Genomic DNA, 12,580 nt, shown 5'->3' with positions numbered 1-12,580 from the left:
CAACCCCTCGTGGGGCCTCATGCTGAAGGAGGCGCAGGCCTTCCTCGGCATGAATCCCTGGTACGCCATCTTCCCGGGCGGCGCCATCGCCCTGACCGTGCTGGGCCTGAACCTGCTGGGCGACGGCCTGCGCGACCTGCTCGACCCCAAGACCGTCGCGTAGGCCATGTTTGCCTAGCCTAAGATTTCGAGAGTGTGTTAGCCTTTGCTCAGTGCCGGACGCTGGCGGAAGCGCCCGACGTTCCCCGAGTGCTCACGTACTAACAACCAAGGAGAACCATCGGTGATTCGACCGCTTCTCTATCTGTTTGCGACGCTCCTGGTGACGCAGGCGGCCGTCATCGCGACCTCCGTGTACCTGCACCGCGGCCTCGCGCACCGCGCGCTCAAGCTGCATCCGCTCGCGGACTGGGTCTTCCGCTTCGTCCTCTGGTTCACCACCGGCCAGAACCGTCGCGAATGGGTGGCCGTGCATCGCAAGCACCACGCCTTCACCGATACCGAGAAGGACCCGCACAGCCCGCTGGTCCACGGCTTCTGGAAGATCCAGCTCTGGAACGTCTACTACTACGTCCGCGAGGCCCGCAACCCGGAGACCCTGGCCCGCTGGGCGAAGGACATCCGCGACGACATCTGGGACCGGGTGCTCTTCAACAAGGGCACGCTCGGCGGCGTCATCGGCATCGCCGCCGCCATGCTGGTGCTGGGCCCCGCGTGGGGCCTGCTGCTCGCGGCGACCCACTTCGTGCTCTACGTCTTCGTGCTGGCTCCGTCCATCAACGGCCTCGGCCACTGGTGGGGCCGCAAGAACTTCGGCAACAACTCGGCCACGAACCTGCGCGTGCTCGCGTGGCTCACCGGCGGCGAGAGCCTGCACAACAACCACCACGCGTATCCCTCCAGCCCCAAGTTCAGCATGGGCCGCTTCGAGTTCGATCCCTCGTGGGTCGTGATTCGCGTGCTCATGCTGCTCCGCCTCGCCCGTCTGGTCGGCGACAAGGTCAAGCTCGCCGCGTAGCTTTCGGCGGTCCGGCGGCCGTTCGCGCGACCGGTCGTACTCTCTACCGCTCGCCGATCACGATGCGGCCGGGCTCGATGCGGATCGGGCTCAGGGTCACCTCGATCGGTAGCTTCCGCAGCGCCAGGGTCGGATCGAACTGGCGCACGATCCAGTCGATCAGCGCGTCCGGAACCGGCAGCTTCCCGATCCTGACCCGGTCGGCCAGCAGGGTGAACGGGCTCTCGCCGCTTCCCGACTCGAGGCGCACCCGCGCGAACAGCTCGGGGCCGATGCGGTCGACCTGCACGTCGGCCGCGCCGTCGCCCAGCCGCACGCTGACCCCGGCGGGCCGCTGGCCGCGCAGGAATTCACGGAGGTCGTCCTCGGTGACGACCAGGTGCTGAACCCGGAGCGCCTTCACGTCGAGGATTTCCAACCGGTTCGTCTCCGCGAGGCGGCGCGGGTTCATGAGCAGGCCGTCGACTTCCAGGCGCGTGTCGCGGATGCGCAGTGGCGCGCGGTCTCTCCGCTTCAGCTCGCCGACCACCGCCGAATCGGCTTCGATGACCATCCGGTCGACCTGTCCGCGCAGGATCGCGTCCGGCCGGTAATGCGTTTGTAGCCGCAGCCCGACCGGATCCCGCACGTTGCCGGCCAGGAGCTGCGCCGGCGAGGCCTCGAGGCGTCGGGCCAGCTCCGCCGGCGCCATGCCCGTGAGCGGCGGGATGCGGCGGGCACGGAGGATGCCGCGGCTGCCGTCCGGCAGCGCGTACTCGGAGACCACCGGGAAGATCTCCGCGAGGTAGCGGTCCTGCGCGAACGCCCGGTTGATGGCCTCGGACTTCGCGATCGAGAAGCTCGGGCCCTGCGAGCCGGTCTTCAAGATTGCGAAGTCGACGTCGAGCGGGCCGTCGGCCCACGGCCGGGTCATCTTGAATGGCAGCTGCTGCACCGCCGCCTCGTAACGGAAGTTCGAGACCGAGAAGAAGTTGTCGTTCGGCACCACCGCCACCGTGGCCTCACGTCCGGCGCTCACGCGCGCCAGATCGGCGAGGATCTTGCCGTGCTGCCAGTCCGCCGCGTCCGGCGGCCAGGGCAGGGCCAGGGGCAGCAGGAGACCCGGCACGCGCGGCGGCATCGGCACCGTGAACGCGGTCATCGAGACCTGCAGGACGCCCGCGATCAGGCAGACGCCGGTGGCGACCCGTCGGCCGACCGGCGGTAGCGCGCGCACGCCCGCGGCAGCCACCAGGGCGATCGCGGGCAGGATCGGCAGCGTGTAGCGCAGGTTCTTGTTCTGGATCAGCGAGAAGATGACGAGCGGGCCGAGCGCGGCGAGCCACAGGAAGACGCGCGCCCGCTCCCGGCGCAGCGCCACGAGCCCCCAGAGGAACAGCGGGCCGACCAGCATGCCGACCTGCGGCTGGAACGTGCGCGGATAGAAGAGCAGCCCCTCGGTGGTCAGGGCCTCGGCCTTCCCCTCCTCGGCCGCCTGCTTGAACGAGCGCTCCGAGATCTGCATGGGCAGCCCCAGCAGCCGCGGCCCGTACCAGGGCAAGGCGACGGCTCCGCCGATCAGGAGCGCCAGGAGCAACCGCCCCAGCCGCCGGCGGCGATCCGGCGCCGACCCGACCCGCCAGATCGCCCACAGCAGCGGGGGCAAGAGATACACCCCGAAGGGTGGCTTGGTCAGCATGCCCAGCGCCAGGGTGAGCCCGCAGCCGATCGACCAGCCGAGGTGCGAGAACGTCTCGGTGCGGACCAGCGCGTAGAGCGCCAGCGCCACCACTGCCATCAGCGGCAGGTCCAGCTGGAAGTTGGTCAGCGAGAACACCACGAAGGGCGCGGTGCCGACGAAGAAGGCGGCGAGCAGTCCGGCCGGCTCGTCGAGCAGCCGGCGGCCGAGCGCGAACGTGGCGGCCAGGCCCAGCGCCAGGAAGGCCAGCATCACCGACTGGGCGGTGAGGGGCACGATCGGAAAGACGAAGTAGAGCATGCCGGCCGCGCACGGCGCGATGGGCGGGTAGAACGACGACGTCTCGAGGATCTCCTTCAGCCGGTCGTGGCCGGGCTCGGACAGCGTGCGGTAGCAGTCGACCGCGCGCTTGAGGTGGTTGGCGTGATCCCACTCGGCGGGCCGCCGGTCGATGGACAGCCAGATCGTGATGACGACGGTCAGGCCGATCAGCAGCCCAGCCAGGAGGAGCCAGGGCCGCGCCCGCTCTGACCGGCTCGCGATGGAGCCGTTCGCCGCGGATTCGCTCGCGAGGGAGACAGAAATCTCGTGCCCGTTCATCCCGCGATTATAATCACGCCGTGGCCATCGACGGCACGATCGCGATCAACGCCGCCATCGTCGGCCAGCGGCCGACCGGCCTGGGCTTCTACGCGCTGCATCTGATCTCGGGCCTGGCTGCGCTCGGCGAGCGCCTCCACGTCTTCACCTCGCGGCCCGATCTGATCACGACCCCCGGCACGCGCGTGGAGCGCGTGTCGGCTGCGATGCGCCCCGAGCGCGGCGCCCTCGGTCACCTGAGCCGCCTGGTGTGGGTGCAGACCGGTCTGCGCGCGCGCGTGCGGCGGGCGAACCCCCGCGTGCTGCTGAACCTGATGCCCGAGGGCTTGCTCGCCTCGCGGGTCCCGCAGGTGACCACGGTGCATGACCTGCTGCCGTTGCTCTATCCCGCGGAGTATCCCCGGCAGCAGTACTATTTCCGCCACTACGTGCCGGCGGTGCTCCGCGCCTCGCGCGCGGTGATCGTCATCTCCGAGAGCACGCGGCGCGATCTCCTCCACTTCTACGATCTGCCCAGCGAGAAGGTCCACGTGGTGATGTCCGGGTACGACGCAGAGCGGTTCCGGCCGTCGGTCTCGACGGGCCCGGGCGCGGAGCCCGACGGGGAGCCGTACCTGCTCTACGTCGGCAACGTGATGCCGCACAAGAACCTGCCGCGTCTCGTGGAGGCCTTCGCGCAGGCCGCGCGCCGGCTGCCGGTGCGGCTGGTGATGCGCGGCTGGGGGCGGCCGCGCCACGTGCGCGAGCTGCAGGGCATGATCGCCGCGCTCGGCATCGAGGGGCAGGTGGATTGGCAACCCTACGCCGCCGAGGGCGAGCTGCTCGCGCTCTACCGGAACGCGCGGGCCCTGGTGCTGCCGTCGCTGCACGAGGGCTTCGGGCTCACCGCGCTGGAGGCGATGGCGTGCGGTACGCCAGTGGTGGCGTCGCGCGTGTCGTCGATTCCCGAGGTGGTGGGCGAGGCCGCCGTGCTCGTCGACCCGCTCGATCCCGGGTCCATCGCGGCCGGGCTCGCGCGCGTCCTCACCGAGGATGGCCTGTGCAAGGACCTGCGCGTGCGTGGCCTCGAGCGCGCCGGCCAGTTCTCGTGGGACGCGACGGCGCGCGCCGTGCAGCAGGCGGTGGCGCGGGCCGTCGCCGGGTGAGCGCGGGCATGACGGGCCTCGGCCGCCACCGTCAGGACTGGGACGACCTGGCCTCGCTCGATCCCTACTGGTCGGTGCTCACCGAGCCGGGCAAGCGCTTCGGCGGCTGGGACCGCGGCGAATTCCTGCGCTCGGGCGAGGCCGAGATCGAGCGGCTGATGGCCGCGGCCGGCGAGCTCGGCCTGCCGAAGGCGCGCGCCGTCGCGCTCGACTTCGGCTGTGGGCTGGGCCGCCTCACCCGCGCGCTGGCCCGTCACTTCGGCCAGGTGACGGGCGTGGACATCTCGCCCCGCATGGTCGAGCAGGCCCGCGAGCTGCACCGGGACGTGCCGAACTGCACCTTCCTGGCGACCGAGGGCGTCCTGGCCTTTCCCGACGGCTGCTTCGACCTGATCTACTCCGTGCTCGTCCTGCAGCACCAGCCGACGCGCGCCGCCATCCGCGACATGGTGCGGGACCTCGTGCGCACCCTCCGCGCCGGCGGCCTGCTGTGCTTTCAGCTGCCGAGCCGGCTGCCCCTCCGCCGCCGCGTCCAGCTGCGGCGGCGGCTGTACGGGGTGCTGCGCGCGGCCGGTCTCGGCGAGCGCCTCCTCTACGAGCGGTGGGGCCTCCACCCCATCCGGATGAACGCGGTGGCCGAGGCGGAGGTGCGATCGATCGTGGCCGCGGCGGGCGGACAGATGCTGGCCGCGCGTCCGGACGACCACGCCCAGCCGGAGATGGGCAGCCGGCTCTACTTCGTCACGCGAGGCCGGTAGCGGAGTGCCCGTAGCCCCTGCAAGAGGCGTCAAATCTCGACTGCCTCTCGAACCTCGTAGTAGACTGGCATGGCATGAAAAGAGCATTGATCACTGGGGTTACGGGTCAAGACGGCGCCTACCTCTCCAAGCTGTTGCTGAGCAAGGGCTACAAAGTCTACGGCGTCGACCGCCGGACCAGCCTGGCCACGACCGACCGCCTCCACTACCTGGGCGTGGTGAACGACGTGGTGCTCCTGGACGGCGATATCATCGACCAGGGCTCCATGGTCCGGGCCATGCGGACTGCCGAGCCCGACGAGGTCTACAACCTGGCCGCGCAGTCCTTCGTCGGCGCCTCCTGGCACCAGCCCTCGCTCACCGCGGAGGTGACCGGCGTGGGCGCAGTCAACGTGCTCGAGGCGGTCCGCATCGTCAACCCGAAAGTTCGCTTCTACCAGGCCTCCACCAGTGAGATGTTCGGGCTCGCGCAGGAAGAGCCGCAGTCGGAGACGACGCCGTTTCATCCCCGCAGCCCGTATGCAGTCTCGAAGCTCATGGCCCACTGGATGACGGTCAACTATCGCGAGAGCTTCGGGCTGTTCGCCTGCGCGGGCATCCTGTTCAACCACGAGTCGCCGATCCGCGGCATCGAATTCGTGACCCGCAAGATCACCGACGGCGTCGCCCGGATCAAGCGCGGCTTGGCCACCGAGTTACGGCTCGGCAATCTCGAGGCCAAGCGTGACTGGGGCTTCGCCGGAGACTACGTCGAGGCCATGTGGCTGATGCTGCAGTCCAGCGAGCCGCGCGAGTACGTCGTGGCGACCGGCCGCACCCACTCGGTCGGCGACTTCTGCAGGATGGCGTTTGGCCATGTGGGCCTCAACTGGCAGGACTACGTGCGGACCGACCAGCAATTCTCTCGGCCGGCCGAGGTCCCGTCTCTCTGGGGCAACGCCACCCGGGCCAAGGTCGATCTCGGCTGGGAACCGAAGGTGAACCTCGAGGAGCTGGTGGCGATGATGGTCGAGGCCGATCTGAGGCGAATCGGGGCGTGACGTGCCATGACGGCATCAACCGACGCCTGGCCCGTTGATTTCTGGCGCGACAAGCGCCTCGTCGTGACCGGCGGCGGTGGCTTCCTCGGCTCCTACGTGGTGGAGTACCTGAAGGAGCGGGGATGCTCCCATCCATTCGTTGCGCGTAGCCGCGACTACGACTTGCGGCGGGAACCCGATATCGTGCGGCTGTTCGAAGCCTCGCGGCCCCATGTCATCATCCATCTGGCCGCGGTCGTCGGGGGTATCGGGGCCAACCGGGAGAGCCCCGGCCGGTTCTTCTACGAGAATCTGATGATGGGCACGCAGCTCATGGAGCAGGCCCGGCGCTTCGGGGTCGGCAAGTTCGTGACCATCGGCACGGTATGTTCGTATCCCAAGTTCACGCCCGTCCCGTTTCAGGAAGACGAGCTCTGGAGTGGCTATCCCGAGGAGACGAACGCCCCCTACGGCCTCGCCAAGAAGATGCTCCTGGTGCAGGGTCAGGCCTATCGCCAGCAGTACGGCCTCAATTCGATCTATCTGCTGCCGGTGAATCTCTACGGCCCACGGGACAACTTCGATCCCACCTCGTCGCACGTCATCCCGGCGCTGATCAAGAAGTGCATGGACGCGGTAGAGGCCGGGGATGACACCATCACGGTGTGGGGCACCGGAAAGGCCACTCGTGAGTTCCTCTACGTCGCCGATGCGGCCGAGGGCATCGTGCTCGCGGCCGAACGGTACGAGGGTGAGGAGCCGGTCAATCTCGGGACGGGTGTGGAGATCTCGGTCAGGGACCTGGTGGAGTTGATCGCGCGCCTCACGGGATTCAAGGGCCGCATCGTCTGGGACGCCAGCAAGCCGGACGGGCAGCCACGGCGCCTGCTCGACACGACGCGGGCCGAGAAACACTTCGGTTTCCGGGCTCGGACCAGCTTCGAGGTGGGACTCAGGCAAACGATCGACTCGTACCGCGAGACGGTTAGGGGACCGGGACGGCCACTTGCGGGTCGCGTTCTAGATTGACGGGAGGCTTCACCGACGTGCGGCCGGCCGGGCCCGGGAAATGGGCAGGTCGAGGTATAGCAGATGCTGCCACACGACCGGTGGAACGAAATCTACAGCTCGAAGAGCTGACCTCAGCGCCCCCTCACTGGGAATCGCCGGCGACGATCTTGCGGATGAGCATCGACAGGTCCACCCGGCCACGCCTGGACGGCGTCAGTGCGGTGGCTCTTTCGAAGCGATAGCAGGACGGGGTGACTGAGGACTGGTTGCCCGATGTCCCGCTCGTCTCGATCGTCACGCCGTCCTTCAACCAGGCGCGATTCATCCGGGAGACCATCGAGAGCGTCCTCGCGCAGGACTACCCCCGAATCGAGTACATCGTGGTGGATGGTGGCTCCACCGACGGCACCATCGATATTCTCCGGGGCTACGACGGGCGGCTCATCTGGTCAGCCGAGCGGGATCGAGGGCAGGCCGACGCCATCAACAAGGGATTTCGCCGCGCGCGCGGGGAGATTCTCGCCTGGTTGAACTCGGATGACACCTATCTGCCGGGTGCGGTCAGCGCGGCCGTGAGCCATCTCGTGCAGCATCGGGACTGTGCCATGGTGTACGGCGACGGGTTCCTCATCGACGAGCGGGGCGACGTCACCGGCCCCTTTCGCGCAACCGAGCCGTTCAATCTCTGGAAGCTCGTGTATGTCTCGGATTTCATCCTGCAGCAGACGACGTTCTTCCGGCGATCCTCCATCGAGGCGGTGGGCTATCTCGACGAGGAGTTGCACTGGGGCCTGGACTGGGATCTGTTCATCAAGCTCGGCAAGCGCTTTCGTGTCGACTATTTGCCGAGACAGATGGCCAACCTGCGCGAATACCGGAGCACCAAGACATCCTCGGGAGGACGCCGAAGACTGGCGGAGCTGGCGGCGATCGTTCGGAGACATGGTTCACGTCGATATCCGCCAGCCCTGTTGGCCTACGGAACCGACACGTACGTCCGACTGTTGTTCGAGACGTTGGCGCGTCACGCCCCTTTCGGTCTCTCGCGCTTGCTTTCGGCGCTGGAGCGGCGGCTGGCGGGGCCGATCTATGATCTCGTGGCGCCGTTCGTCCACGGCGCCCAGGGGTTCTACACGGACGGCTGGGTGTGCCGGCGGGCCTATTTCCTTCTCAGGAGGAGCGAGGCGGCCACCGTACTGAAGGTCAGGGGCCGCCTCATGCGTCGGCGCCTCAGACGACCACGACTTCGGCTTACCGCCACGATGAACGGGATACGGCTCGAGAGCCGGGTGATCCGAGGAAGCGGGGAGTTCGAGACGACATGGACGGTTCCACCCGAGCATCTGGGCGTGGATCTGGTCGAGGTGCGGCTAGAGTCTCGGCCGACTTTCAGGCCGTCTTGGATCCCACTCCGCGGGGATCGGCGGCGCCTGGCATTCCAGCTGGGCCAGATCACCTTCGTCTAGGAGGTACGCGGGGTTCGCGGTGTACAATCGGCCTCGCATGGCGACGCAAGCCGTGGTGACACCTTCCGCTCGACCGCTCGCGTACCTCGTGGATCTGATCCTGGTGCTCGTCCAGAAAGACATGAAGGTGCGTTACAAGAGCAGCTGGCTCGGGTACGCCTGGTCGGTCGCCAACCCCTTGCTGTTCACCGTCGTCTACTACATCGCCCTGGGCGTCTTCCTCCGATTCGAGATACCCGGCTATCCATACCCCCTGTTCCTCATCGCGGGCCAGTTCCCCTGGCAGTGGCTCGCGAGCTCCATCGGTGGTGGCCCGATGGCCTTCATCAACAACGCCTCGCTCATCAAGAAGGTACGGTTCCCTCGGAACATCATCATCGTGAGCACCGTCCTGGGCGACGCGATCCACTTTCTCCTGACGATCCCGGTCACTCTTCTCGTGTTGCTCTGGTACGGGCGCACTCCGTCCTGGTCGTGGATACCGGGCATCCCTCTCCTGGTCCTGGCCCAGTTCCTCACCGTGTACGGCGCGGCCCTGGCCGTCGCTTCGGTCAACGTCTTCGTCCGCGACCTCGAGCGTCTCGTCGCTCTGTTCATCCAGGCTCTCTTCTTCCTGACCCCGGTCATCTACTCGGTACACGTCGTCCCCGTCCAGTATCACGTCTGGATCAAGTTGAATCCGGTGGCGCCGCTCATCCGGGCATGGCAGAAGCTCCTGCTCGACGGCTACCTGGATCCGTTGCTGGTCGGCGCCGCCTATCTCTCCGCCGTCGCCTGTCTCGTGGTTGGGACGCTCGTCTATCGAGCCCTATCCCCTCGATTCGCCGAGCTCGTATGATCGTCATCCGGCTCGACCGCGTGAGGAAGGAGTACCCCCGGCATCGACATCTGACCCGAGGCTTGAAGCAATCGTTGCTCCATCTTCCCGACCTGATCCGTAGCATGAGCGCGGATCGATTCTTCGCGCTGGACGACATCTCGGTGGAGGTCCAGAAGGGCGAGGCCGTGGGCATCATCGGCGCGAACGGCTCGGGCAAGAGCACACTGCTCGGTCTCATCGCGGGTGTGATCGGCCCCCAGAGTGGAACCGTCGAGGTGCGTGGCCGAGTGGCGCCGCTGCTCGAACTTGGGGCCGGGTTCCACTACGAGCTGACCGGCTACGAGAACATCGTGTTGAACGGGGTGCTCATGGGATTGACTCGCCGAGAAGTAGCGGCCCGACTGGAGGCGATCGTGGCGTTCAGCGGGCTCGAGTCGTCGTTGAACGAGCCGCTCCGCACCTACTCGAGCGGGATGGTCGCGCGGCTGGGCTTCTCGGTGGCAGTCCACCTCGACCCCGACATCTTGCTGATCGACGAGATCCTGGCCGTTGGGGACACCCACTTCCAGGCGCGGTGCTATGACCGGCTCGACGAGTTTCGACGGCAGGGAACGACGTTCGTGATCGTGTCGCACGCGCTTTCCGAGATCCGCTATTTGTGCGATCGCGTCGTGTGGCTCGCCGGCGGCAAGATCATGATGCAAGGGAAGCCCGACGAGGTGATCGCGGCGTACGAGAAGTCGTGATTCGGCGGTCAAGTCCGGTTGCTGTAGCTTCCGACGACTGAGCCTACACATGTTCACCTACGCTCAGAACTTCGAAGACGTGATGCTGAATCGCCTGTTCCACGAACAGGCAACCGGGTTCTACATCGACGTTGGCGCATGGGACCCGCACCTGCATTCGGTCACCAAGCATTTCTACAAGGCCGGCTGGCGCGGCGTGAACATCGAGCCGCTGCGCTCGAAGTTCGAGGCGTTCGAACGAGATCGGCCGCGTGACATCAATGTGAACGCGGCGGTCGGCGACGCTCCCGGGAAGATGCGCTTCTACGAGTGTGTGGAGGAGAGCTACCTGTCCACGCCCGACCCCGCGATGGCGCAGCAGTTCAAGACCAGGGGCGGCACTGTGACCGAATACATGGTTCCGGTCATCACCATGAACGAGATCTTCGACCGACACTGCCCTGCGTCCGTGGAATTCCTCAAGATTGACATCGAGGGATGGGAAAAGCCGGTCATCGCGAGCTGTGATTGGCGTCGATTCCGACCTCGGGCGCTGGTCATCGAGGCCACCAAGCCGGCCACGCGTCCGAAGAATTGGGATGACATCGAGAGCATCGCGATGTGGGACGAATGGGAGCCCATCCTTCTCGCCAATCGGTATGTGTTCGCATACTTCGACGGATTGAATCGGTTCTACGTCCGCGAGGAGGAAGCGGAGCTGGCCCGGCGCTTCCAGCTGCCGCCCGGCGTGTTCGACGACATCGCCTACGAGTAACTCGACTCGGGGCGGCTGGGTTTGGATCCCGGCCGCCCCACCCGCCCTTCAAGTGGCGGCTTGCCTCAGGCGGCCGGTGTGCTCGCACGCGATACCTCGAGCGCCTCCGATCGGTAACGCTTCACCGCGGCCGTTCCGTACTTCGCATCGAGGTGCTCGAGGACGCGGGCGCAGAGATCGATCGCTCCGTATGAGACGTGCAGAATCACGAACAGCGTGGCGAGCTCGCGCGCGTCGAGCCGATCGAGCTCGAACAGGTGCCGGACGTAGACCGCATCGGTCCACAACGCCTGCCGGAAGCGGCGCGACGAGGGGACGTCTCGCTCTCCAAGAGGGAGGTACACTCGCGAGTGGATCTCGTCCAGGGTGAACAGGCCGTAGCCGGAACCACGGAGAGACGTGTCCACGTCCGCGAATAGCGGCTGGTCGCGATAGAGAGGAGCGAATTCGACCTCGGTGTGCACCACCAGTGCCCGGGCCAGCAGCCGCGAGGCCCCCCGCAGCACGTCGAGCGCGGCGCCCTGCGCGTCAATCTTCAGGTAATCGGCCTCTGCCGCTTCCGGCACGTCATCGAGACGGTGTGTCTCGATCGGTAGCTCGCGGACGACCCGCACCGCCGCCTCCAGACCGTCGAAGGCCGACAGGAGCGCAGTGTTGGGCTCATAGAGGGACGACGTCATGCTCTCGGTGCATACGTGAAGACGTCGCGCCGTTCCGTCGCCGATCGCGTATTGCAGATAGCGATGAGGCAGACCGAAACGGCGATTGAGCCGTTCGCACTCCTCCGCTATCGGCTCGAAGCCTACCACGCGGGCCAGACCGGCGTTTCGGAGGGCGGAATAGGGCTCGGTTCCGTCGCCCGCAAACATGGCTCCCACGTCGACCACATTGATGGTAGGGACCGCCGGCAGGAAGGCGCCCGGCGGTGACATGGATGGCAGAGGAGACGACGCGTCCGGGCCGGGGACGCGGCAAATCGTGGGAGTCGCCGACGTTTCGATTGGCACCAGCCGGTATCCCAGGCGGCGGATCGCTTGCTTGGCCAGCGACTTCAGCATCTGGTCTGGTGGTCGGGCAGCGAATCCGTCAGGAAGACAGAGGATAGCGGCTGACGTGAGGCCACGAAGATCGCCCGCGTCAGCAGACCCTTGGGCCCCGGTCGGGTCCAGTCCACCGGGAATTCCTCATGGTTCGGCTGGGTGGTCGGCACGTACACGTGCGGGAAGGCCCTCTTCAGGGCATCCAGGATCCACGCGCGAGTCGGCCGGCAGCCGGCGCCGTCGAAGGCCTGGGATACCTGGGTCGCATCCTCCGGGATAGGATTGATCGCGGCCCCGGACCCGAACGATACGCAGGTTTCCACGAGACCGAAGCCTCGGCACGTCGCGTCCATGAGGCGGATGAGCCGCGCCGGATCGCGGAGGTGATAGAGAATTCCGTAGCAGTGAACGATATCGAACTGGCCCAGATACGGCGCGTCGTCCCGGTCTAGATCGAGCCGAACGATCCGATGACGCTGCGGTAGGTCCGACGAGTGGGCGCCGTAGTAGGCCGCGATGTTCTGG

General features: G+C 66.9%; 13 protein-coding genes. 10 read left to right on the top strand and 3 right to left on the bottom strand.

The window, feature by feature from the left end:
* Positions 1 to 163, top strand: a 163-nt coding sequence (locus VKN16_06170) for an ABC transporter permease (protein HME93783.1), incomplete at its 5' end; no start/stop codon positions are given.
* A 120-nt stretch (positions 164 to 283) separates the two neighbouring features.
* A complete protein-coding gene (locus VKN16_06165; GenBank protein ID HME93782.1) occupies positions 284 to 1,018 on the top strand; it encodes a fatty acid desaturase in 735 nt (244 codons plus the stop codon).
* A 43-nt stretch (positions 1,019 to 1,061) separates the two neighbouring features.
* Here the strand turns inward: VKN16_06165 and VKN16_06160 are convergent, their stop codons facing one another.
* Positions 1,062 to 3,296: an LmeA family phospholipid-binding protein gene (locus VKN16_06160; GenBank protein HME93781.1), complete on the bottom strand. Its 2,235-nt coding sequence runs from the start codon at positions 3,294 to 3,296 to the stop codon at positions 1,062 to 1,064.
* Positions 3,297 to 3,316: 20 nt separating this feature from the next.
* On the opposite strand from VKN16_06160, the gene VKN16_06155 reads away from it, so the two are divergent.
* The 8 genes from VKN16_06155 to VKN16_06120 all read left to right on the top strand — a co-directional run bounded on the left by VKN16_06155 (position 3,317) and on the right by VKN16_06120 (position 11,015).
* Positions 3,317 to 4,441: a glycosyltransferase family 1 protein gene (locus tag VKN16_06155; protein ID HME93780.1), complete on the top strand. Its 1,125-nt coding sequence runs from the start codon at positions 3,317 to 3,319 to the stop codon at positions 4,439 to 4,441.
* Positions 4,442 to 4,449: 8 nt separating this feature from the next.
* On the top strand, positions 4,450 to 5,199 hold the full coding sequence (locus VKN16_06150; GenBank protein HME93779.1) for a class I SAM-dependent methyltransferase: 750 nt from the start codon (positions 4,450 to 4,452) through the stop codon (positions 5,197 to 5,199).
* A 74-nt stretch (positions 5,200 to 5,273) separates the two neighbouring features.
* On the top strand, positions 5,274 to 6,239 hold the full coding sequence (gene gmd / locus VKN16_06145) for a GDP-mannose 4,6-dehydratase (GenBank protein HME93778.1): 966 nt from the start codon (positions 5,274 to 5,276) through the stop codon (positions 6,237 to 6,239).
* A gap of 6 nt (positions 6,240 to 6,245) precedes the next feature.
* The gene (locus tag VKN16_06140; protein HME93777.1) at positions 6,246 to 7,247 is read left to right on the top strand and encodes a GDP-L-fucose synthase; all 1,002 of its coding nucleotides are present in this window, start codon (positions 6,246 to 6,248) and stop codon (positions 7,245 to 7,247) included.
* A 233-nt stretch (positions 7,248 to 7,480) separates the two neighbouring features.
* Positions 7,481 to 8,695 (top strand): glycosyltransferase family 2 protein, encoded by a 1,215-nt coding sequence (locus VKN16_06135; GenBank protein HME93776.1) that lies wholly within the window; start codon positions 7,481 to 7,483, stop codon positions 8,693 to 8,695.
* Positions 8,696 to 8,732: 37 nt separating this feature from the next.
* Entirely contained in the window at positions 8,733 to 9,533 is an 801-nt protein-coding gene (locus tag VKN16_06130; protein ID HME93775.1) for an ABC transporter permease, read from the top strand.
* Positions 9,534 to 9,637: 104 nt separating this feature from the next.
* Complete coding sequence (locus VKN16_06125; protein HME93774.1) at positions 9,638 to 10,261, top strand: ABC transporter ATP-binding protein; 624 nt, start codon at positions 9,638 to 9,640, stop codon at positions 10,259 to 10,261.
* Positions 10,262 to 10,310: 49 nt separating this feature from the next.
* A complete protein-coding gene (locus VKN16_06120; GenBank protein HME93773.1) occupies positions 10,311 to 11,015 on the top strand; it encodes an FkbM family methyltransferase in 705 nt (234 codons plus the stop codon).
* Between the two features lie 65 nt (positions 11,016 to 11,080).
* Here VKN16_06120 and VKN16_06115 read toward each other — a convergent pair whose 3' ends face one another.
* On the bottom strand, positions 11,081 to 12,073 hold the full coding sequence (locus tag VKN16_06115) for an FkbM family methyltransferase (protein HME93772.1): 993 nt from the start codon (positions 12,071 to 12,073) through the stop codon (positions 11,081 to 11,083).
* A partial coding sequence (locus VKN16_06110) for a hypothetical protein (protein HME93771.1) occupies positions 12,067 to 12,580 on the bottom strand: 514 nt, incomplete at its 5' end. The genes VKN16_06115 and VKN16_06110, both read right to left, overlap by 7 nt.

This window comes from Candidatus Methylomirabilota bacterium (assembly GCA_035315345.1).
Taxonomy (GTDB): Bacteria; Methylomirabilota; Methylomirabilia; order Rokubacteriales; family CSP1-6; genus CAMLFJ01.
Note: the sequence above shows the minus strand (reverse complement) of the source record. Positions and strands in the feature narration are given on the sequence as shown.

Excerpts from the sequence above, each read along its gene's own strand:
- VKN16_06160 (HME93781.1), bottom strand. The coding sequence starts at position 3,296 with ATGAACGGGCACGAGATTTCTGTCTCCCTCGCGAGCGAATCCGCGGCG.
- VKN16_06150 (HME93779.1), top strand. The coding sequence starts at position 4,450 with ATGACGGGCCTCGGCCGCCACCGTCAGGACTGGGACGACCTGGCCTCG.
- gmd (HME93778.1), top strand. The coding sequence starts at position 5,274 with ATGAAAAGAGCATTGATCACTGGGGTTACGGGTCAAGACGGCGCCTAC.
- VKN16_06140 (HME93777.1), top strand. The coding sequence starts at position 6,246 with ATGACGGCATCAACCGACGCCTGGCCCGTTGATTTCTGGCGCGACAAG.
- VKN16_06130 (HME93775.1), top strand. The coding sequence starts at position 8,733 with ATGGCGACGCAAGCCGTGGTGACACCTTCCGCTCGACCGCTCGCGTAC.
- VKN16_06125 (HME93774.1), top strand. The coding sequence starts at position 9,638 with ATGAGCGCGGATCGATTCTTCGCGCTGGACGACATCTCGGTGGAGGTC.
- VKN16_06120 (HME93773.1), top strand. The coding sequence starts at position 10,311 with ATGTTCACCTACGCTCAGAACTTCGAAGACGTGATGCTGAATCGCCTG.
- VKN16_06115 (HME93772.1), bottom strand. The coding sequence starts at position 12,073 with ATGCTGAAGTCGCTGGCCAAGCAAGCGATCCGCCGCCTGGGATACCGG.